The following is a 20,357-nucleotide window of genomic DNA, read 5'->3' as shown; positions in this document are numbered from 1 at the left end:
CTATTCGCCTCGCTCCACCCTTTATTTCGCATCCGGATTCCATCCCTTTTGCAAACCATGAGCGCCCAACTTGCAGCCCCATTCCAGCGCGCAGCCACCGATGGGAAGCTGCCAGGCGACCTGCGCGGGGGCGCTCATCGCAATTTACTCGGGCGAGGGACGGTGACCTTTGTGATGCGCGCGCCCTTCAAGCCGTTCGTCAGCCTGGTCGGCGACTTCAACCACTGGGACACGCGCAGCCATCCGATGCAGACCGATGGTCAGGGGACGTGGTGGATTACGATCCCTGACCCGGGCCGCACGCGCTATGGCTTCTATGTCGTGGTGGATGAAGACTCGCACGCCTGGGTGGGCGATCCGTATGCGCGCGAGGTCTTTTGGGGACAGAAGACGCCGTGGGCCGTGCTTTCCGGCGCCGAGGCGCCCTTCCCCTGGCGCGATCAGGGGTGGCGAACGCCGGCGCTGCGCGATCTGGTCATCTACGAGCTCTGCGTGCGCGACTTCGCCGGCGTCTGGCATGGAGGCTATCCGCACTACGGCAACTTCGAGCGTCTCACGCGGCAGCTGCCCTACATCGTTGGCCTGGGCGTGAACTGCGTCGAGCTGATGCCGATCAACGCCTTCCCCGGCGAGTCGAGCTGGGGGTACAATCCGGTTTTCTACCACGCCGTCGCCAACACCTACGGCGGCCCCGACGACTTCAAGCGTTTCGTGGACGCCTGTCATCGCGCCGGCGTGGCCGTGATTCTAGACGTCGCCTTCAATCACGCCTGGGGGCAACACCCCTACTACAACATCTATCCGCCGATGTACGGCCCGAAGGGGGAATGGCTGACCGATTGGAACCCCTTCTTCCACCACACGCCGCCGAGCATCAACATGTGGGGCGGGGTGGATTGGGATCACTTCAACCCGGAGACCACGCGCTACTTTCAGGACATCGTGCGCTTCTGGCTGGAGGAGTATCACATCGATGGCTTCCGCTTCGACTGGGTGGGCGGCGTCGATTATGACAGCAACAACCCCATGCGGCCGGACTTTAACCCGTACCACGGCATCGCTGCGATCTGCTGGGCGGCGCGGCAGGCCAAACCGGATTGCATCCTGATCGGCGAATTTTGGCAATTGGAAGGAACCAGCCCGGAAAAGACGGCCCCGCGGCTGGTGCACGAGACCGAGATGGACGCAGTGTGGAACGGCTATTTTCACCACACGCTGGACGATGTGCTCAACTGTCGTTGGGAGTGGGAGAAGCGCGACATCTTCCGCACCATCGGCGGCTACCGCGATCTGGGCTTCAGCACGGCCACGCAGGTCGTGAATTATTCGTGCAGCCACGATGAGGTGCGCCCGGAGCACGAAATCAAGTTTTACACCGGCAAGTACATCCCGCAGCCGCCGGGGATGACGCTTCAGGATGTGGCGCTGGCGCGGGCGAAACTGGGGCTGGTGGCCGTCTTCGCTGCGCCAGGCGTGCCGATGATCTACGCCGGCCAGGAGTACGGCGACGACAGCCCGCGCACCATCGACTTTGCGCCGCTGCAGTGGAGCAAGCTGACGCGTCCCAAACATCGCCGACATCTGGAGATGACCAAACGTTTGATTCGGGCGAGACGCCAGCATCCTGCGTTGCGCAGCGACTATATTCGTTTCTTCGACAACCACTTTCCCACCGAGCAGGTGGTGCGCTTCTGCCGCTGGGACGATGCAGGCGACTATGCGGTCTGCGCGCTGAACTTCTCTCCCGATCCGCGCACCGTCGAGCTGCCGACCTCGCGCGACGGCGTCTGGCGAGATGTCGTGGGCAATCGTCGGCGCACCGCCCAAGACGGACGCATCGTGATGGAGCTTGGACCCTATGACGCTGCGCTCTTTGTGTGAAGCAATTCAGTCAAACGAAAGGAATGACCATGCACTATCTGCTGTTTTATGACTACGTCGAGGACATTCTGGAGCGGCGCACGCCCTATCGAGCTGAACACCTGGCGCTGGCGCAGGCGGCCCACGAACGGGGCGAGCTGCTCATGGTCGGCGCGCTCGCCGAGCCGGTCGATGGCGCCGTGTTCGTCTTCAAGGCGGACGGGCCGGAGCCGATCGAAGCGTTCGTCCGCAATGACCCCTATGTGAAACACGGGCTGGTGACGGCGTGGCGTATTCGACCGTGGACGGTTGTCATCGGCGGCTGAACGCAACCCCGTAATAAAGCGAAGGAGGCGCAATGAACTATCGCAATCTTGGGCGCACCGGCCTGAAGGTCTCCGAACTCTGCCTGGGCACCATGCAGTGGGGCTGGACCGCCGATGAGGAAACAAGCTGGCGAGTGATGGACGCCTTCGTCGAGGCGGGCGGCAATTTTCTCGACACCGCCGACATTTACAGCAACTGGGCGCCGAACAACCCTGGCGGCGTCAGCGAGGAGATCATCGGCCGCTGGATGAAGGCGCGCAAAAATCGCCACCAAATGGTGGTGGCGACCAAGGTGCGCGGGCGCATGTGGGAAGGCCCGAACGGCGAGGGGCTCAGCCGCGTCCACATCCTCAAGGCGTGCGAGGACAGCCTGCGCCGTCTACAGACCGACTATATCGACCTCTATCAAGCGCACTGGTGCGATGCAGAGACCCCGATCGAAGAGACGATGGATGCGCTCGACGCGCTGGTGCGTCAGGGCAAGGTGCGCTACGTCGGCTGCAGCAACTATCCGGCGTGGCGGTTGATGGAGGCGCTCTGGGCCAGCGACAAGCGCAACCTCGTGCGCTACGATTCGCTGCAGCCTCACTACAACCTGGCGCATCGGGCGGAATACGAACGGGAGCTGAAAGAAGTTTGCCTCACTTTTGGCCTCGGCGTGATTCCCTACAGCCCGCTGGCCGGCGGCTTTTTGACCGGCAAATACGCGAAAGAAGGCGCAGCCGAATCGGCGCGCGCCGAGGGCATCAAGCGCCACTATTTCAACGAGGCGGGCTGGCGCGTACTCGACGCGGTGAAAGCCGTCGCCGCCGAAACCGGCGCCACGCCGACGGCGGTCTCTCTGGCGTGGTTGTTGGCGCAGCCGGAGATGACGGCGCCGATCATCGGCGCGAACTCAGTGGAGCAGTTGCAGGCGAGCCTGGCCGCCTGCGATTTAAAGCTGACGAGCGGCCAGCTGGCGCTGCTCGATCAGGCCTCGGAGTGGCGCTCCGGAGCCTGAAGAGCCTCGAGGAGGCTGACCGACTTTTCCTGCTGGGGCTGTGTGGATGCAAGGAGGGCGTTCTCTGCAGCATCCTCCGCTCTTGTATGCAACTGTTTGAGAACGTCCGCATGAGCAACGCCCGCCTATCGAAACAGGCGGGCGATCACGTTGAGCACAATCGTCAGCACAATGCTGAGCAGGATCATCGTGCCAAGCGGCGCAAAGAGTGTGAAATTGTCGCGTTTGATGACGATGTCTCCCGGCAGGTTGCCAAACCAGGGAAATCTGGCGCCGAACACGAGCAACAATCCGATCAAAAACAACCCGGCGCCCATCACCATCAGCAATTTGCCTACTTCCGTCATAGCCTTTTACGAAATGTCCTGTTTGGGATTCACGCCAAGTGCGCGCTGCAAGTATAGCATGATTCATCACACTTGGCACATAGCCTTCACGCTTGGCGCATAACCTTCGCCGGTGTTAAAATTTTACGGACCCCACTGCACAAAACATTCACCGCAGAGGCGTCGAATGCGCAGCATTTTTCCGGTGATCGGGCTTCTGCGTCTCGCCTGGGAAACATTCTTTGGCGGTCAACTGATTTTGCAGCTCATTTCATCTTGGAGATTCAGCGTATGCATGGCGGAGACCGCGTGGCGGAGGTGCTCAAAGCGCAGGGCGTCGAGCTGCTTTTCACCCTGGTCGGCGGCCATATTTCGCCGATTTTAGTAGGGGCCAAACGGCGCGGGGTGCGCGTCATCGACACGCGACACGAGGCGACCGCCGTCTTCGCCGCCGACGCCGTGGCGCGGCTGACCGGTCGCCCCGGCGTCGCTGCGGTCACGGCGGGGCCAGGCGTCACCAACGCGATTACGGCGCTCAAGAACGCACAGATGGCGCAGTCTCCGGTCGTAGTGATCGGCGGCGCTGCGCCGACTGCGTTGCAAGGCCGCGGCGCGCTTCAGGACATCGATCAGATGGCCGTGGTGCGGCCGGTGGTCAAATGGGCGAAGCAGGTGAGGCGCGTCCGAGAGCTGATCCCTGCGCTGGAAGAGGCGTTTTACGTCGCCCAGAGCGGCGTCCCCGGCCCGGTTTTTGTCGAGTGTCCGGTGGATCTGCTCTACGACGAGGCGACGGTGCGCTCCTGGTACGGCGCCGACCGCGGCGGCAAGTCGCTGGCCGACAAGGCGCTCAAGCACTACTTGCGTTTTCACGTCAACCGTCTTTTTCGCGGCGCCGATAGCGTCCATCCGGGCGACAGGATCGAAGCAGCGCCGCCCGCCCCGGATCTGACGGCGCTGCAAAAGGTCGCCGAACGCCTCCTCGCCGCCCGACGCCCTTTGCTCCTGATCGGCAGCCAGGCGATGCTCGACGCAGGGCGCGTCCACGAGCTGGCGCAGGCGCTGGAGACGATCGCCGCGCCGGTCTATCTCTCCGGCATGGCGCGCGGGCTGCTAGGGCGCGACCATCCGCTGCAGATGCGCCACAAACGTCGCGAGGCGCTGCGCGAGGCGGATTTTGTATTGTTGGCCGGCGTCCCTTGCGACTTTCGGCTCGACTACGGCAACCACATCCGTCGCAGCGCCGTCTACGTCTCGGTCAACCGCAGCCGCGAGGACCTGACCAAAAATCGTAAGCCGACGCTCGGCCTTCTGGCCGACCCGGCCTTGGCGCTGCGCATGTTGGCTGCGATGCTCTCCTCTCCCCGACCTGAGGCTTGGCGCGAGTGGGTCGCCCATCTGCGCGCCCGCGACGACGCGCGCAACGCCGAGATCGCTGCGCAGGCGCTGGCGCCGACCGGCAAGGTCAACCCGTTGCACCTGTGCATGGAGATCGACCGCCAGCTCACGCCCAACTCGATCCTGATCGGGGATGGAGGCGATTTTGTGGCGACCGCCTCCTATGTGATCCAGCCGCCGGGGCCGTTGCGTTGGCTCGATCCGGGGGCCTTCGGCACGCTCGGCGTCGGCGCCGGCTTTGCGCTCGGCGCCAGGCTTGTCCATCCCACAGCGGACGTGTGGGTGCTCTACGGCGACGGCTCCTTCGGCTATTCCGTCGCCGAGTTCGACACTTTTGTGCGCCACGGACTGCCGGTGCTTGCAGTGATCGGCAACGATGCGAGCTGGTCGCAAATTGCGCGTGAGCAAGTCGAGCTCCTGGGCGACCCGGTGGCGACGGAGCTGGCGCACAGCGATTACGAGCGCGCGGTGGAGGGCTTCGGCGCGGCGGGCTTCCGCCTGGAGGACCCTGAACTGGCGGCGGAGACCATCGAGCAGGCGCGCCAAACTGCAGCCTCCGGTAGGCCGACGGTGCTGAACGTCATCCTTGGCAAGACTGATTTCCGCAAAGGCTCGATTTCGATGTGAGGCCGCCTGAGAAAGGTGGTGAGGAAGGCGTTTATGCGACCGCCAGACTGGCCCTTGCTTCGTCGCATTCCGCATCCACGCCGAAGGGGTGCAAAAACACGGTCTCGTTGCGTCGAAGCTGCTCGACCACGACGTTGACAATGTCGCGCGCCCGCGCCAGGCGCGCTTGCGCGTGTCCGACCGCTCCTCTGCGTTGCAGTCCTCGCTCATCCAGCCAGGCATCCACCAGCCGGAAATTTTCGCAACAGTGGTCGATTTCCTGATACTCCACCCACCGCCAACGCCCGTTCTCGAGAGTGGGCGTTCGCTTCCTCCGTCGATAGCGCACGCCGGCGAGATTCTCCGCCAGATGGATGGTGGTGTTGGCCGTGTGGTCGATCCCGAGCAACAACACCTGCCCGTCCAGCGCATAGACGCGGCCCACCGGGCTGTCCACCCCATGGGGGACGTCGATCGGATGCGGCGCGACGATCTCCGGCGCATGTTTTCCCCAAGCGGCGAAGGCATGGGGGCTGTGGCTGCGCAGCACATCGGGCAGTCGCCAAAAGAGGTCGGCGACGACGCCCATGCCCAGGCAGGGCGTGTGTTCAGGGTCGAAGACCTGTTCCTCTTCGTCGGTCATGCTCGGCATCACCAACGTCCCGTTGGGGCCGACCGCCGCTTGCAAAGCTGCGATCAGCCCCAGGGGGCCATTTTCGACCGGCTTCACCTGCGAGAACGCACAGTGCACCAGCAGCACTCCGCCGGAATTCACGCCAAGCGTTTCAAGCTGTCGAACAAGCTCAGCAATGGGGATAATTTGCGTCATTGAGTCGCATTCGATAGAACGTGCTGCGGATTGCGTTTGTGCACGTTTCGCATTCTTTCATCAGCCCCAGAACACGCATGGTTCCACCCACGCCATCATACCACGCAACACGCAGCACGCAACACGCAGCACGCAACACGCAACACGCCTCCTCATTTCGCTTTCACCGCCGTAATGCGCGCGCTGTAAATTTTCGGCATGCCCGGCTGCATTGGTGCAATGTCCTCGGCGGAGCGTTTGTCGGTCACCGCGATTTCAGTGAAACCGGCCTGCTGCATGAGAGCAACGTAAGCGTTGACGTCGATGGCGCCGGTGACGCACTCCGCCCAGCGCGAGAGGTCAGCGCGCAGCTCCTCGCTGAACTCCCCTTCGGTGACGATGTCGCTGATGGCGATGCGTCCACCCGGCCGCAGCACGCGGAAGGCCTCGCGGAAGACGGCCAACTTGTCCGGCGCCAGGTTGATCACGCAGTTGGACATCACGACGTCGATGCTTTCGTCCTCGACCGGCAGCGCTTCGATCTGTCCCTGGCGAAACTCAACGTTCTCGACGCCCAGGCGCGCTTTGTTGGCATTGGCCTTCGCCAGCATGGCGGGCGTCATGTCTACGCCGATGACGCGTCCTGTCGGGCCAACCTGTCGCGCCGCCAGGAAGCAGTCGATGCCGCCGCCGCTGCCCAGGTCGAGCACGCGTTCGCCCGCGCGCAGCCCGGCGATCGTCACCGGGTCGCCGCAGCCGAGCGCGAGGTCCGTCACCTCGACGGGCAGCTCTTCGAGCAGCGTTGTATTGTAAAGCGACGTTGCGTTGGAAGTTTCGCTGCAACAGTCCGTGGGGCCACAACAGCCGCCGCGCCCTTCGGCGATGGCGCCGTAGCGCTGCTGGATCACTTCGTGAATTTCGGTGAACTGCGTCATGGTCTTGTTGTTCCTTTCGGTGAATTGATGGCTTTGATCGATGTGCTGCAACGTCCCGGCGCCCGGATTGCCTTATAATATATCGATATTTATCGATTTGTCAAGCGGAAAATTTTGTTGATGCGTAGCTCGTCACGGTGCAGCCGCCCTCATTTTCCAGGATGCTTCGCCCGATCTATGGTTTGGGGTGGCTGCGGCTCGCAGTCGCAGGTTCTTGGTGGACCTCACAAAATTTTTAGAGAATTCGAGCCAGCGCAGCTGCGAGCGGCCTCTATAGGCCGCCAGCGGTTAGCAGCCATATAGAAATCGGACAAGAAATCCTTTGCGGAAAGTGTGAAGCGGCAAAGCGCGCCTATTTTCCAGGCTGTTCAAGCTCCGGAAGACGCCAGGCGACAGAAGGATCGACCTGGAGGCAAGCACCGCGCAGGCACAGCGGAGAGGGAATGTTGTTGGTGAAAAGGCCGCCCGTGCCCAGGCCGTGAATCTGCGCGCCGCCGATGGCGCTCGTCCACTGGCAGATGGCGTTGAGGCCGAGGTTCGATTCGAGCAGGGAATTGATGATCCAGCGGATGTTGCGCGTTTCGGCTTCGTCGATCCATTCCTTGCCGGCGGCGAAGCCTCCGAGAAGCGTCGGCTTGATGATCAGGAGTTGGGGCCGCACAATGGATAGGAGGGCGTCGCGTTCCTGTGGAGAGCGAACCGAAATCAGCTCTTCATCGAGGGCGATGGGAACCGGCGAGTGGCGACAGAGGTCGGCGAGCACGCTCCATGCGCCGACCCCCACCGGCTGCTCGACGAAGGCGATGTCCAACGGCCCCAACGCGTCGAGGCGGTCGAGCGCTTCCGCAGGCGTGAAGGCGCCGTTGGCGTCGAGTCGAATCTCGATGTTGGGATAGGCGCTGCGCACAGTGCGCAGGAGGGCGAGTTCTTCCTCGAAGGGCAGGGCGCCGATTTTGAGCTTGATCACCGAGAAGCCGGCGGCGATTTTCGCCTCAATCTGCCGCAGAAGGCCGTCGACGTCATCCATCCAGATCAGGCCATGCGTCGGCAGCGCGCGCTCTCCACGTGTAAAGGGCGTGTCCCACCAACGACGTTGCGCGCCTGTGTGTAGATCGCTCAATGCCATCTCCACACCGAAGGCGAGCGACGGAAGCTCCCATGCAATTTGCTGCACCCATGTCTGCGCCGCATCGAAGGAATCGATCTGTGCGTCGTTGAAGCGGGCGCAAAATTGTTCCGCCAGCGCGCCGAAATCCTCGCGTCCGTCTCGGCTGAGGGTGGGCAAAGGGCCGCTTTCCCCCCAGCCGACCTGATCGGGAGCTTCGCTGCGCCAGACGCGTACAAACCAGATGGTGCGCGCCGTCAACATTCCGCGCGAGGTCGGCACCGGCTTTCGGAAGAAGAGCTGATAGGGCGCTGCAGCGAGACGAAACATAGCGCGCTCAGGCGTTGGTCCCTCGTGAGAATTCTCGCAGTTTACAATTGTCAAGAGCCTTCTGTGTTTCAGCCTATGGCCAACGGGGGAATTTCTCGAACTCAGGCCGCCGCTTCTCCACAAAGGCGTCTCGGCCCTCTCGGGCTTCGTCCGTCATATAGGCCAGACGAGTGGTCTCGCCGGCGAAGATCTGCTGGCCCACCAGGCCGTCGTCGATCAGGTTGAAGGCGTACTTGAGCATCTTGATGGCCGTAGGGCTCTTGCTATTGATGGTTTTGGCCCACTCGCAGGCCACCTTTTCCAGCTCATCGTGGGGCACCACCGCATTCACCATGCCCATCTGGAAGGCCTCTTCGGCCGAATAGACCTTGCCCAGAAAGAAAAGCTCCCGGGCTCGCTTCTGGCCTACTTGACGCGCCAGGTAGGCGGAGCCATAGCCGGCGTCGAAGCTGGCTACGTCTGGGTCTGTCTGCTTGAACCTGGCGTGTTCCTTGCTGGCCAGGGTCAAATCGCAGACGACATGGAGGCTGTGGCCGCCGCCCACCGCCCAGCCGGGCACCACGGCGATGACCACCTTGGGCATGAAGCGGATGATGCGCTGCAGCTCCAGGACGTTCAATCGAGCCAGCCCGGTGTCATCCACGTAGCCGGCGTGGCCTCGCACCCGCTGGTCGCCGCCCGAGCAGAAGGCGTAGACGCCGTCCTTGGGCGAAGGACCGTTGCCTGTCAGCAACACCACACCGATGGAGCCGTCCATCCAGGCGTCGCGAAAGGCTTCGATCATTTGGTCAATGGTCTGGGGACGGAAGGCGTTGCGCACTTCAGGCCGGTTGAAAGCGATGCGAGCGATGCCTTCTCCCTTGTGGTAGGTGATGTCGCTGTACGCCTTCACCTCCTGCCAGGCGACGCCGCTGGACGCCAGCAATTTCTTTAGATTCTGGGCTGCGATCTCGGCCAGTGGGTCGTTCGTTTGGAGTTCTCCCATGATGCTCGCCTGCTCCTTTACTGCCTTGTTTCTTTTCTTGACTTCATGGCGCTCTTGCTCACCTGCAATTGTTCACCGCTCTTGCGGTCGTATATTCCGGTCGTGTCGTACGGTCGCAAAGTCCTGAATTCTCGTTTCCAGCCTGGCTGCTGCGCAGAGTGCTCGACGGTGACATGGGCAATTGCCCGCCGCTCTTTACAATTGTGCGACTTTACAATTTCAGACCGGCCGTCATTTCTCTGAAGGACTGGAAAACGGAGCGATTGACGGCCATTTTTGTCTCGATTTCCAGGATCGCCGGCCCGGCGAAGGGCGAAAAAAAGTGCGACAAAGCGTCGAGGAGCGCTGCTTTGTCTGCGGCGTAAAAGTAGCGCAGTCCGTGGTCGGCTGCTGTGCGTTGCGCCGAGAGCGGCTGCGGCGTCAGGAAATAGGTCGTGCGCGTCTCCGGATCGAGGCGATTGGGCCCCTCGATGATGTCGAAGATGCCGCCGCCGTGGTTGTTGAAGAGGACGATGCGCAGGTTGGGCGGCAGGGTGCGCTGCCAGAGGCCGTTGCGGTCGTAGAAGAAGGCCAGGTCGCCGACGAACAGCGTGGTGAGTGCGTCGGTGGTCAGCGCTGCGCCGACTGCGGTGCTGACGCAGCCGTCGATGCCGCTGGTTCCGCGGTTGGCGTTGACCTGCGCCGGCGCGTGGCCGGGCGTCACGCCGACGAAATTCGCATAGCGAATCGGCATGCTGTTGCCGATCTGAAGCAAGCTTTGATCGGGCAGCGCCTCCAGCACGATGCGCGTGGCCTGAAACTCTCCGAAGGGTGCAGCGTCCAGCAGCTGAAAGAGCCGTTTTCGGGCCAGGGCGTTCAGCGCGCTCCATTTCTGCGCATAGTCAGAAGCGATGGGTGCAGGGGCGCGCTCGGCCAGTGCACTGAAAAAATCGCCGGGCGTCATGTGAATGAGCGTCGTGGTGCATTGATAGGTGTCGGGCGCTGCGCCTGCCGGCTGCACTCGCCAGAGCTGTTGGGGCGGGCGGGTGCGCAACAGTGTTTTCAGGTATTTGGAGGTCACCGGCCCGCCGATGTACACAACCAGGTCCGGCGTCAACGCCTCCAGAGTGGCGGGGTCGCGCGTGCCGAGCGCTACGTCTGCATGGACAAGCGGGGCGACCCGCGGCCACAGGTTGGCCGTCATATCGGCGAAGACGACCACGGACGGATCGTTCTGGAGGCATTGCAACGCAGCGTGCAGCGTCGGATCGACGTTCATCATGCCTGCGACGATCAATTTGCGTCGGGCGTGGCGCCACTGGTCGAGCAAGGGCCGCCAGGCGGATTCGTCCAACGTCGGGTGAGCCGAGGGCCGACGGCGGATGATCACTTCATGGGTAAACTCATGTCGATAGTTGGGGGGCGGGTAAAGCGGCTCGCGCAGCGGAACGTTGATGTGCACCGGCCCGGGCTGCAACCCATGCGCAGCGTCGATGGCCTCGGTGATCAGCCGCGCAGCGTGCCAGCGCGTGTCGGGATGGCCGTCATCCATCGGCAGCGCGGCGGCGTAGCGCACATGAGACCCATAGAGTCCGGCTTGATGGATAGTCTGGTTGTCCTGCTGGTCGATCCATTCGGGCGGGCGGTCGGCGGTGAACACGACCAACGGAATCTGCTGGTAGAAGGCTTCCACCACCGCCGGAGCCAGATTGACGGCGGCCGTGCCTGATGTGCAGACCAGGCCCACCGCCGTGCGCAGTTGTTGCGCCATGCCCAGGGCGACGTAGCCTGCGGAGCGTTCATCGTAGACGACATGCACCGTGACGTCGGGATGGGCGGCCAGCGCCGTCGTAATTGGCGCAGAGCGAGAGCCGGGCGCTGCGACAAAGCGACGCACGCCTCTGGCCACACAGATCTGGATCGCCAGCTCCACCAGCGGGAAGACGCCGTCCGCCATCTCAGCCGGAAGCCTTTTCACTTGCGCCCAGCACGGCCAGCATCGTCTCCGCCTTCAAAGCGGTCTCGCGCCATTCGGCGACCGGGTCAGAATCGATCGTGATGCCGGCGCCAACGTAAAGATGCGCCTGGTCGACGCCGAGGCGCATGCAGCGCAGATTGACGTAGAGGCTGGAGCGACCCTGAATGTGCACCGGGCCGAGAAAGCCGCTGTAAAAGCTGCGGTCGTATCCTTCGTGCGCAAGGATGAAGGCCAGGGCTTTGCGTTTGGGCATGCCGCAGACTGCGGAGGTGGGATGCAATTCGTCGAGCACGCGGTTGGCGAGAGCGAGACGCTCGGCCTCGGGCAGGTTGACGCGGAAGAGCGTCTGCAGATGGACGACGGAGCCTGCGGCGACAGTCTGCGGGCCGCGTTCTTCTACGCCTGCAACGCCCGCAGCAGCGAAGAAGCTACGCACGTAGTCGGCCACCATCTCCTGTTCGACGATCTCTTTACGCCCCCATTGCACTTGGTCGAGCGGCAGGTCGGCGGGGCGCTGCTGCGTGCCGGCCAGCGCCATCGTGGTCAGACCTTCATGGTCAAGGGTCAGCAGCACCTCCGGCGTAGCGCCCAACCACACGCCGACGCCCGGGATCGCCGTCAGCGACACGAAGGCGTGAGGATATCGCGTGCACAACGATAGAAACGTCTTCACCGGGTCGAATTGGGGCGGCAGGGGAACCGGGACGGTGCGCGAGACCACTACTTTGGCGATGCCCGACGCGCGGATGAAATCGATGGCCTTACGCACGAGCGCAATGAACTCATCTTCCGTCGCAGCGTGAGTGCGAGCTGCGTCGGCGCGATACCATCCCCGCGGCGCACAGGGAGCATCCGCCGTCAACGCAGCAAAAAAACGCTCCGCTCGCTCTGCGCGCGCCGGCGAGCCATTCGGTCGATGGCTGTGCAGTCGCTCGCCGTCAAACCAAAGGTCGGCCTGCAGCTGGAAAGCGGCCCCCGCCGGCTCCGACACAAAAGGTGCAAAGATAAAAGCGGAGCGGCGCTCGAGAAAATCCACCGGCGCAAACCGCACAGGATGGTTGAAATCAACCATCGCCTGCGGCTGCGACGTCCCCGGCAGCCGCCAGAAGGCGACTGCGCTGTTCGATGCAACGGCTGCATCATACAGCTTGCCAATGCGCCGCTCGACATCCAGTTGGGTAAATTGCAAGTCAATATTTTTATGGGTCATAAACGTCCCTTCGCCGCCTGAGTCGGATTTGGATGGTTTGCTCCGGCGCTCATTGTCCATCGCCCTTTATTTTATTCAAAGTCCGGCGCCTGCTGCGTGACGCGGCGTACCTTCGTTGTATTTTTCACAATAGAGTAGGAATATCACAACTGCGCGTTCGCTGTCAAAAGATCGTGGTTTTGGGGTTTTTAGTTGAACGGGAAATGGGTGAGGAGCTTATGGAATTGAACAAACGACCCCTAGCAAACGTAGGCGCAGCTTACAGCTGCGCCTACGAGAATGCACCGATTTGATCGTAGCTGCGGCTCGCAGCTGCAGGCTCTCGGTGAACCCTGGAGCCAGGGGAAAATCGAGCAAGTGCAGCTCCGAGCTGCGCCTGCATTCCTCCAAACCTTTGCGCTCCGCCGAGACGGCGCTGACCGGGATCGCTTACCGACTCCTATCAATGGCCTTCCAACTGATGCAGCAGGTCATGGAGTTCGGCGGCCAGCGCTTTGGCTGCGTTGAGGTCATTGTTGGACAACGCCGCATGCAACGCTTCCGCCTTCGCCCGGATGGCGCCGACGGCCTCTTTGAGCTCGTCAGGCCACGAGGCGGCGTGGAGCTTTTCCTTTAGTTCGTGAACGGTCTCCAGCGCAGCGTTGAGATCCATGGCTTCGCCGGCGTGAAGCGCCTCGTCCAACTTGTGCACTGCACTGATGGGCAGCGCCTGGATCGCCGCCATCGTCGCCTCGCTCTGCGTCATGTGGCCCTGATCGTGGCTGTGCGATTCTTCCTTCATCTCGGCGTCGCCTTGATCATGGTCATGGGAGTCCTCTTCTGCTTTGGCGTCCCCATGATCTTGGCCATGATCGTGCTGCGCATCCGGCATGGGCATGGTCATCTGCATGTCGAGCACCGGCACGGTCAGCTCGAAGGATTCGCCGTTGTCGAAGTTGACCGTCAAGTTGAATTCATCGCCCGGTTGCAGCGGCTTGACGAGGTCGATCAGCATAATGTGTTTGCCGCCCGGCTTGAGCACGAGCGCCTCGCCTGCGGGAATTGCATAGCCGTCAGGGAGGGGGATCATCTTCATGACGCCGTTTTCGCTGACGGTTTCATGCGTTTCGACGACGTTGGCGACCGGGCTGGAGGCGGAAACCAGTCGAACCTCCTGGTCGAGTCCATTCAACACTGTGAAATAGACGGCGCCGGTGCCGCCCGCCAGCGGCGCAGGCCGCGCCCGAACGTCCACGATCGTCAGTTTGCCCGGCTCCGGCTCTGGCAGCGGCGGTTCGGTCGCCGTAGCGTCGGCGCCTGCCATCGGCGCCATCGGTTGAATCGGCGTCATCGTGCAACCGGCGAAAATGAAAGTAAGCGCCAGAAGACACACTGCGAAACGATGCATGTAGGTGCGCATGGTTCTCCTCTTTCCTGAAAATTTCCTAAAAAAACGAAAATGTGCCCGGTTTGTCTAACTGCGTAGGCGCTCAGATGTTTGCTGTGAACCCCATGAACATGGGGCAGACGTTTACAAACGTGGTTGCACCCCTATGCAACACTGTGATAGGTTGTCAGACAGCTGCGCGTCGCCATTCGAGACATCCGCTCGATGGCTGACGCACCCATGTGAGAGGCAATTTTTCAGAAAAGAGAAGAGGGGCGAGGCGGGGGCGTTGCGACATCGAGGGGGAGCCAGCAAAGAAACATCGCTGAGAAGCGTTCTGGGAAAGCGCCTAGATGATGACGAAGCAATGCGATTAAAGCGCCGAAGACCACAAGCAGCAACAAGGTGACGGCCAGGGTCTGCGGCGTCGACTGACCCGCCGGCGAGTTCGCTGTAGCGCTTTTGACAGGAGCGGTGCACAGCTCATGCAGACCCTCCGCCATGGAACGGGCGGCGGCGAGGACTGCAGCTTGTGCATTAGGATAGGCCGTGAACGTCTGACCGGTGGAAGCATCGGGCGTCATGAAGACGAAATGCGCGCGAAGGTGCGCGTGCCCCGGCGTGGCCTCGGCGCCCCAACAGACGAAGGGGAGGATCAACCCAAAAATGCCTGCCAGGAACACGTTGACGTAGCCAAGCCAGCGGCGCTCTCTCCGGCGACGGCGTATCCGTAGAAGAGTGGCGGCATGCGATCGCATCGTGCGCAAGAATAGCAAAAGCGGTTTGATCCTGCAAATGGCGCGCCTGGCGACGGACGTCAGGCGCCGGCTCGCCGTCGTCGTTTTGCCGGTTTTGCAACCCCTTGAAACAGCGTTGGCCAGGCGTGGCCTGGAATTTCAGACATCGCACTGGGCCTTGCAATGACTGCAGCAGGAGTCGTTGCGCATCGATAAGGTCTCCGGCGCTGACGCCGTCGAGCAAGTGGGAGCCATCGGAGATCGCTTTCGTCCTGAAGAACCTGTCCACCACGCATCCGCATTTCGCCTAAAATCCTAACTTAAGCCCCGCTGGCGTTGAGCTGGGCGGACGCTAGCTCGTTGCGACCTTGCAGCGTTGTTTTCATGACTGAACTCTTAGAAAGCCTATTTGCCTGAACCAAGCGTCAACCCTTGAATGAAGTAGCGTTGCAGGAAGACGAAGACGATCAGCGTCGGAATCGTAGCGAGCAGCGCGCCGGAGGTGATCACCGGCCAGTCGGTGTTGAATTGGCCGCGCAGCGTGGCGAGACCGGCGGTCACCGGCCGCAGCACATCGGAGCGCAGCAACACGATCGCCCAGAGGTAATCGTTGAAAACCCAGGTGAACTGCAGCGTGGCCAGCGCCGCCAGCGCCGGCAGCGTAAGCGGCAACATAATCTGCCAGTAGATGCGAAATTCGCTGCACCCATCGACGCGTGCGGCGTCCATGATCTCGCCGGGGACGGTGCGCATGAAGTTGCGCAGCACGAAGGTGCAGAAACCCAACTGAAAGGTGGTGTGGATCAGGATCAACGCGCCGTAGGAGTCGTACAATCCAAGCGCATTGGTGAGACGAAAGACGGGCAACAGCAAAATCTGAAAGGGCAACATCGTGCCTGCCACGTAGATAAAATAGATGAACAGGTTGCCTCGGAAGCGATAGCGCGCCAGGGCAAAGGCGCTCAACGATGAGAGGAAGAGCATGCCGATCAGCGCCGGGATCGTGATGATGAAGCTGTTGAGCAGATATTTTGAGACGCGCGCAGTCGTCCAAGCGCGTTCAAAGTTGGAGAAGACGATTTCACGCGGCCAGCTCCAGAAGCCGTTGATCGTAATGTCGTCCATTGTGCGCAGCGATGTGACGACGGCTGCCAGCACAGGCGTCAACCAGATGAGCGTCGCAGCAGTCAGGACGACGTAGAACAGAAAGGTGAGAAAACGTTTCCAGGCGCGGCTCACCGAAGTGGGGGCCGGTCGACTGATGGGTTGCGTCTTGATCGATTGCGTCGCCATGCTCGCCTCCGCTCAATACTCTAGCTCATCTCGAATCGCACGACTCAAGTAAAAGGCGATGAACACCATGCTGATGGCAAAAAGCACCACAGCAATGGCGGCGCCGTAGCCCATGCGATAGTTGTTGAACGCTTCCATGTACATGAAGTTGGCCAGCACCTGGGTGCCCTGACCGCCTCGCGTCATGATGGAAACCAGATCGAATGCGCGCAATGAATCGATGATCGAGATCACGATCACGATCGTCGTCACCGGCGCCAGCAGCGGCATCACCACATGGCGGAAGAGCGCCAGCCGGCCGGCGCCATCGACGCGCGCGGCGTCGATATAGCTGGGGTCGACGTTCTTCAGACCCGCCAGATAAAGCACCATGACATAGCCGACCTGTCGCCACACTGCAGCGGCGATCACACACCAGATGGCGAGCTCGCGACTTCCCAACCAGCCGGGAAGGTTCGTCACCCCCATCATCGACAGCAAGCTGTTGATGAGTCCCAGGCGAGGATTGTAGAGCCACGCCCAGATCAGGCCGATGACCGGCAAGGAGAGCACCAGCGGCGCATAAAAGCTGACCTTGTAGAAGCGGCCTCCCCACATTTCATTGTTGAACAGGAGCGCAAGCCCAAGGCCCATTGAGGTTGGAATCAGAATGAAGACGATGAGCCAGCGCAGGTTGTTGACCAGCGACTCGACGAAGTTGCGGTCGCGCGTGAAGAGACGTTCGTAGTTCGCCAGTCCAATAAACTGAGGGGTGGAGACGCCGTCCCAGTTCGTTAAGCTGAGATACATCGTGTACACCGTCGGACCCAAAATCCAAATTGCATAGAGAATCAGGGGCAGCGCAATGAAGAGGTAGGGCGTCAACCACTGGGGCAGACGGCCGCGGCGCACGCCTTTCCGCGGCGCACCGCCGCGTTCGGCCACCGCCGGCATCGCAAGCACGAACTGCAGAACCATGGCGATGGCGCAGACGAAGGCCGTCCAGAACCCGGCGCCAGGCGTGAGCAGCGGATGCGCACCTGCACGACCGAGCGCCGGCACAAAGTAAAGCAACGTCGTCAGACCCAAGAGTGAGGCGAGCGGCGACGCAATCCGCGCTTGCTCTGGAGCCATCGCTCCCCAAAGCGTGGCTGCGAACGTGGCTACCGCGACCACAGGGATCAGCCAGATCAGCGCTTCTGTGCGCAACGCCCCCGGCGCTTCATACAGGATGTCGACCATAATGCGAGCGCCGTTGTTGCTCACGTTGTCGCCGAACCAGGGCAAAAAGAAAAACGCAAAGAGCATGACCGCTCCGGCCAGGAGGGCCATCACGTTGGGCCCCGAGAAATCCCATCCATCAAACCACGTAGAGCGTCTTGACAGCGTCTGTTGCATGGAACACTCCCCCTTTCAGAGACAAGCACGGGCAACGGTGATGGCCGTTGCCCGTTTTCCACCATTCAGTCCGTCAGGACTCGACACGGTTGCCAACGTCTCGTTGTAGAAACGCCTCGGCAGCTATTCCTCAGCTTCCGCCAGAATGCGCTGTCGCTCCGCCTCCAGCTCCTCCAGAATCTGGTCAATCTGATCTGGATTGTCCCAGAAGCGCATCATCCCGTCCATACCGGCTTCGGCCATCGGCGGCGTGGTGTCGCGGTCGTAGAACTGGGCGATGAAATCGGCGCTCTGGATCAGCTGAATGCCCTTCTGTGTGGCGGGGCTGATGTTGGAGATGTCCACGTCCACGCGCGAGGGCAGACGGCCCAGGGTGTCGAGCAGCGACTGCTGGACTTCCTTAGAACCCAGGTACGCCAGGAACTCTTTGCCGCCCGCCAGGTTGCCTGCATTGGCGGCCAGGAAATACCCATCGGTCGGCGCGTCTTCGCCGATGGGCACGTCCGGGTTGATCACGGGGAAGCGGAAGAAATCGAGGTCGTTCTCCGCTTCATCCGGATAAGAGTCGGTGATGAAGGCGCCCATCAGATACATCGCAGCCTGGCCCTGCACCATGGGGTCGATGGCTTCCTGCCAGTCATAGGCAGCCGGATCGCTGATGAAGCATTTGGCGTCGATCAGTTTCTTCCAGTTCTCGAAGACTGCTCTGACGCGCGGATCTGTGTAGGGAACCTTGAGATCCATCAGCTCAATATGGAACTCCGGCCCGTTCGTCCGCATGTTGAGATAGTCGAACCAGGCTGCGGCCGGCCATTTGAAGCGGGCGCCGATCGTGATCGGTGTGATGCCGGCTGCGTTGAGGGCGTCGCACGCCGCCAGTAGATCATCGAAGGTCTCGATCGGAGCCTGGACGCCGGCCTGCTCAAAAAGGGAGGGACGGTAATAGATCGCCCACCAGTAATAGGAGCTGGGAAGGAAATACTTGCCCCCGTTGTAGGTGGCCAGAGCGATGAAGCCCGGTGCATAGACGGCGTCCCAGCCTTCGCGCTCCCACAGATCGGAGAAGTCGGCGATCAGACCCCGATCAATAAAGAAGCGGGCGCGATTGCCTGCAAACCAGTCGAGCACATCCGGAGCCGGGTTCGCAGTGAGCATGGCGCGCAGCGCCTGCTTGAAGTCCTCGTGTGCAATGATCGAGAGGTCGACCGGCATGTCCGGGTGCGCTGCATTCCAGTTGGCTACGACGCCCTCGATCCAGGCGCGCGGGGCCGGGTCGCTTTGATAGGAATTGTAAGTGATTTTGTTGACGGTCGGTGCGGCCGGCGCCGGCGCTTCAGCGGCTGGCGGCGCCGTCACCGGTGTGGCGCAGGCGGAAAGCGCCATACTGAAGAGAAGCAGCAACGTCAATAAGAGACTGGATGATTTGCGGGTCATACTTCAATCCTTTCGTTTGTCGTAGAGGTTGCACTTGGACTCGATCGATACATACACCACGTTGTAGCATGTACAACTCTGTCCTGCACGATGAACGACCGTATTGAGACGAGGATGGATGGATTGTGGAATTTGACGCCCGCTCGATCTAACTATACTGTTTCCAGTGGAATCGTGTCAACTAGGTTTTCAATCGACTGAAGAAGAGCAACTCAGGAAAGCACGGCAAAGGTTTTTTCTCTATGGCAAGAGTCCTCGTATTGACACAGCCCAAGTCGCTGGAAATCAAAGAAACAGCGGATCCGCCTCTTGCGCCTGACGAAGTGCGTCTACGCACCCTCTACACCGGCGTCAGCGCCGGCACCGAGCTGACTTTTTATCGCGGCGTCAATCCCTATCTGCACAAGCGTTGGGATGACGGGCTTCGCCTCTTTCTCCCTGCAGCGGAAAGCAGTCTGCAGTATCCGATCTACGGCATAGGCTACGAGGAATGCGGCGAGGTGATCGAAGTCGGCGCCGAGGTGAGACAGGTGCGTCCAGGCGACCGCATCTACGGGACGTGGGGCCATCGCACCCATCACGTCATGACCGAGGCGTATGCGGCGCAGCGCATCCTGCCGCCGGGGCTTGACCCTATCCTCGGCGTCTTCTCGCATATCGGCGCCATTGCGCTCAACGGCGTGCTCGACGCCGCCATCCGCATCGGCGAGACCGTGGCCGTCTTCGGCCTGGGGACGCCAGGGCAGATCATCGCACAGCTCGCCAAACGCTCCGGCGCTCAGGTGATCGGCGTCGATCCGCTCGAATTGCGACGAACCGTCGCCGTTCAAGTGGGCGCAGTCGATGAAACGCTCACGCCGCAGGAGGGCGCCGTGGCGGAGCGGATTCGAGCTTTGACCGACGGCCGCGGCGCGGACGTCTGCATCGAGGCCAGCGGCGCATATCCGGCGCTGCACGAGGCGATCCGCTCAGCCGCCTATTCCGCCAGGGTGGTGACGTTGGGCTTCTTCCAGGGAGCGGGGCAGGGCCTCTTTCTTGGCGAGGAGTTTCATCACAACCGCATCCATCTCGTCTGCTCCCAGATTTACGGCGTCAACCCTGAATTAACCTACCGCTGGAATCGAGAGCGCCTGGTGCGCACGGTCATGCACCTTCAGGCGCAGGAGGTGTTGAACCTGCGCCCGTTGATCACCCATGTGCTGCCCTTCAGTCAAGCCGCTGAAGCCTTCCGCCTCTGCGATCAGGAGCCCGAAAAGACGATCCAGGTGGTGCTGGACTGCGCCGGCGAAGGAGAGTAATACGCCCC

At 61.6% G+C, this 20,357-nt stretch carries 17 protein-coding genes; 5 read left to right on the top strand and 12 right to left on the bottom strand.

Going from position 1 to position 20,357, the window contains the following annotated elements:
• The first annotated feature begins 57 nt into the window (after positions 1–57).
• From Q0367_RS20635 to Q0367_RS20625, 3 genes are read left to right on the top strand one after another with little or no spacing between them, the layout of a single operon-like run.
• Positions 58–1,881, top strand: coding sequence for an alpha-amylase family glycosyl hydrolase (locus Q0367_RS20635; protein WP_297638729.1), 1,824 nt, complete (start codon positions 58–60; stop codon positions 1,879–1,881).
• 29 nt (positions 1,882–1,910) lie between these two features.
• Positions 1,911–2,186 (top strand): YciI-like protein, encoded by a 276-nt coding sequence (locus tag Q0367_RS20630; RefSeq protein WP_297638732.1) that lies wholly within the window; start codon positions 1,911–1,913, stop codon positions 2,184–2,186.
• Positions 2,187–2,218: 32 nt separating this feature from the next.
• Complete coding sequence (locus Q0367_RS20625; protein WP_297638735.1) at positions 2,219–3,187, top strand: aldo/keto reductase; 969 nt, start codon at positions 2,219–2,221, stop codon at positions 3,185–3,187.
• A 125-nt stretch (positions 3,188–3,312) separates the two neighbouring features.
• Here Q0367_RS20625 and Q0367_RS20620 read toward each other — a convergent pair whose 3' ends face one another.
• A complete protein-coding gene (locus tag Q0367_RS20620) occupies positions 3,313–3,534 on the bottom strand; it encodes a DUF2905 domain-containing protein (protein ID WP_297638738.1) in 222 nt (73 codons plus the stop codon).
• 270 nt (positions 3,535–3,804) lie between these two features.
• Between Q0367_RS20620 and Q0367_RS20615 the strand changes: the two genes are divergently transcribed.
• Positions 3,805–5,535 (top strand): thiamine pyrophosphate-binding protein, encoded by a 1,731-nt coding sequence (locus Q0367_RS20615; protein WP_297638741.1) that lies wholly within the window; start codon positions 3,805–3,807, stop codon positions 5,533–5,535.
• A 31-nt stretch (positions 5,536–5,566) separates the two neighbouring features.
• Here Q0367_RS20615 and Q0367_RS20610 read toward each other — a convergent pair whose 3' ends face one another.
• The 11 genes from Q0367_RS20610 to Q0367_RS20560 form a co-directional block, all read right to left on the bottom strand.
• Positions 5,567–6,343 carry an AAC(3) family N-acetyltransferase gene (locus Q0367_RS20610; protein ID WP_297638744.1) on the bottom strand — a complete coding sequence of 259 codons (777 nt, stop codon included), beginning with the start codon at positions 6,341–6,343 and terminating at the stop codon, positions 5,567–5,569.
• 152 nt (positions 6,344–6,495) lie between these two features.
• The gene (arsM, locus tag Q0367_RS20605; RefSeq protein ID WP_297638747.1) at positions 6,496–7,257 is read right to left on the bottom strand and encodes an arsenite methyltransferase; all 762 of its coding nucleotides are present in this window, start codon (positions 7,255–7,257) and stop codon (positions 6,496–6,498) included.
• Between the two features lie 352 nt (positions 7,258–7,609).
• Positions 7,610–8,692 (bottom strand): o-succinylbenzoate synthase, encoded by a 1,083-nt coding sequence (gene menC, locus Q0367_RS20600; RefSeq protein ID WP_297638750.1) that lies wholly within the window; start codon positions 8,690–8,692, stop codon positions 7,610–7,612.
• Between the two features lie 73 nt (positions 8,693–8,765).
• Positions 8,766–9,677 (bottom strand): 1,4-dihydroxy-2-naphthoyl-CoA synthase, encoded by a 912-nt coding sequence (locus tag Q0367_RS20595; protein ID WP_297638753.1) that lies wholly within the window; start codon positions 9,675–9,677, stop codon positions 8,766–8,768.
• Between the two features lie 211 nt (positions 9,678–9,888).
• Positions 9,889–11,613: a 2-succinyl-5-enolpyruvyl-6-hydroxy-3-cyclohexene-1-carboxylic-acid synthase gene (gene menD / locus Q0367_RS20590; protein WP_297638757.1), complete on the bottom strand. Its 1,725-nt coding sequence runs from the start codon at positions 11,611–11,613 to the stop codon at positions 9,889–9,891.
• 1 nt (position 11,614) lies between these two features.
• Positions 11,615–12,844 (bottom strand): chorismate-binding protein, encoded by a 1,230-nt coding sequence (locus Q0367_RS20585; RefSeq protein ID WP_297638760.1) that lies wholly within the window; start codon positions 12,842–12,844, stop codon positions 11,615–11,617.
• 442 nt (positions 12,845–13,286) lie between these two features.
• Positions 13,287–14,243 (bottom strand): copper chaperone PCu(A)C, encoded by a 957-nt coding sequence (locus tag Q0367_RS20580; RefSeq protein WP_297638763.1) that lies wholly within the window; start codon positions 14,241–14,243, stop codon positions 13,287–13,289.
• A gap of 224 nt (positions 14,244–14,467) precedes the next feature.
• Positions 14,468–14,968 carry a hypothetical protein gene (locus Q0367_RS20575; RefSeq protein WP_297638766.1) on the bottom strand — a complete coding sequence of 167 codons (501 nt, stop codon included), beginning with the start codon at positions 14,966–14,968 and terminating at the stop codon, positions 14,468–14,470.
• Between the two features lie 384 nt (positions 14,969–15,352).
• Positions 15,353–16,240 carry a carbohydrate ABC transporter permease gene (locus Q0367_RS20570; RefSeq protein WP_297638769.1) on the bottom strand — a complete coding sequence of 296 codons (888 nt, stop codon included), beginning with the start codon at positions 16,238–16,240 and terminating at the stop codon, positions 15,353–15,355.
• Between the two features lie 12 nt (positions 16,241–16,252).
• Positions 16,253–17,617 (bottom strand): carbohydrate ABC transporter permease, encoded by a 1,365-nt coding sequence (locus Q0367_RS20565; RefSeq protein WP_297638774.1) that lies wholly within the window; start codon positions 17,615–17,617, stop codon positions 16,253–16,255.
• A gap of 123 nt (positions 17,618–17,740) precedes the next feature.
• Positions 17,741–19,051, bottom strand: a complete 1,311-nt coding sequence (locus Q0367_RS20560; protein WP_297638778.1) for an ABC transporter substrate-binding protein — start codon at positions 19,049–19,051, stop codon at positions 17,741–17,743.
• Between the two features lie 242 nt (positions 19,052–19,293).
• Between Q0367_RS20560 and Q0367_RS20555 the strand changes: the two genes are divergently transcribed.
• Positions 19,294–20,349, top strand: coding sequence for a zinc-binding dehydrogenase (locus Q0367_RS20555; RefSeq protein WP_297638781.1), 1,056 nt, complete (start codon positions 19,294–19,296; stop codon positions 20,347–20,349).
• The last annotated feature ends 8 nt before the right edge of the window (positions 20,350–20,357 follow it).

This window comes from uncultured Caldilinea sp. (assembly GCF_937128415.1).
In the GTDB taxonomy this organism is placed as follows: domain Bacteria; phylum Chloroflexota; class Anaerolineae; order Caldilineales; family Caldilineaceae; genus Caldilinea.
Note: the sequence above shows the minus strand (reverse complement) of the source record. Positions and strands in the feature narration are given on the sequence as shown.

Coding starts and splice junctions, on each gene's coding strand:
- Q0367_RS20635 (WP_297638729.1), top strand. CDS start 58: ATGAGCGCCCAACTTGCAGCCCCATTCCAGCGCGCAGCCACCGATGGG.
- Q0367_RS20630 (WP_297638732.1), top strand. CDS start 1,911: ATGCACTATCTGCTGTTTTATGACTACGTCGAGGACATTCTGGAGCGG.
- Q0367_RS20625 (WP_297638735.1), top strand. CDS start 2,219: ATGAACTATCGCAATCTTGGGCGCACCGGCCTGAAGGTCTCCGAACTC.
- Q0367_RS20620 (WP_297638738.1), bottom strand. CDS start 3,534: ATGACGGAAGTAGGCAAATTGCTGATGGTGATGGGCGCCGGGTTGTTT.
- Q0367_RS20615 (WP_297638741.1), top strand. CDS start 3,805: ATGCATGGCGGAGACCGCGTGGCGGAGGTGCTCAAAGCGCAGGGCGTC.
- Q0367_RS20610 (WP_297638744.1), bottom strand. CDS start 6,343: ATGACGCAAATTATCCCCATTGCTGAGCTTGTTCGACAGCTTGAAACG.
- arsM (WP_297638747.1), bottom strand. CDS start 7,257: ATGACGCAGTTCACCGAAATTCACGAAGTGATCCAGCAGCGCTACGGC.
- menC (WP_297638750.1), bottom strand. CDS start 8,692: ATGTTTCGTCTCGCTGCAGCGCCCTATCAGCTCTTCTTCCGAAAGCCG.
- Q0367_RS20595 (WP_297638753.1), bottom strand. CDS start 9,677: ATGGGAGAACTCCAAACGAACGACCCACTGGCCGAGATCGCAGCCCAG.
- menD (WP_297638757.1), bottom strand. CDS start 11,613: ATGGCGGACGGCGTCTTCCCGCTGGTGGAGCTGGCGATCCAGATCTGT.
- Q0367_RS20585 (WP_297638760.1), bottom strand. CDS start 12,844: ATGACCCATAAAAATATTGACTTGCAATTTACCCAACTGGATGTCGAG.
- Q0367_RS20580 (WP_297638763.1), bottom strand. CDS start 14,243: ATGCGCACCTACATGCATCGTTTCGCAGTGTGTCTTCTGGCGCTTACT.
- Q0367_RS20575 (WP_297638766.1), bottom strand. CDS start 14,968: ATGCGATCGCATGCCGCCACTCTTCTACGGATACGCCGTCGCCGGAGA.
- Q0367_RS20570 (WP_297638769.1), bottom strand. CDS start 16,240: ATGGCGACGCAATCGATCAAGACGCAACCCATCAGTCGACCGGCCCCC.
- Q0367_RS20565 (WP_297638774.1), bottom strand. CDS start 17,617: ATGCAACAGACGCTGTCAAGACGCTCTACGTGGTTTGATGGATGGGAT.
- Q0367_RS20560 (WP_297638778.1), bottom strand. CDS start 19,051: ATGACCCGCAAATCATCCAGTCTCTTATTGACGTTGCTGCTTCTCTTC.
- Q0367_RS20555 (WP_297638781.1), top strand. CDS start 19,294: ATGGCAAGAGTCCTCGTATTGACACAGCCCAAGTCGCTGGAAATCAAA.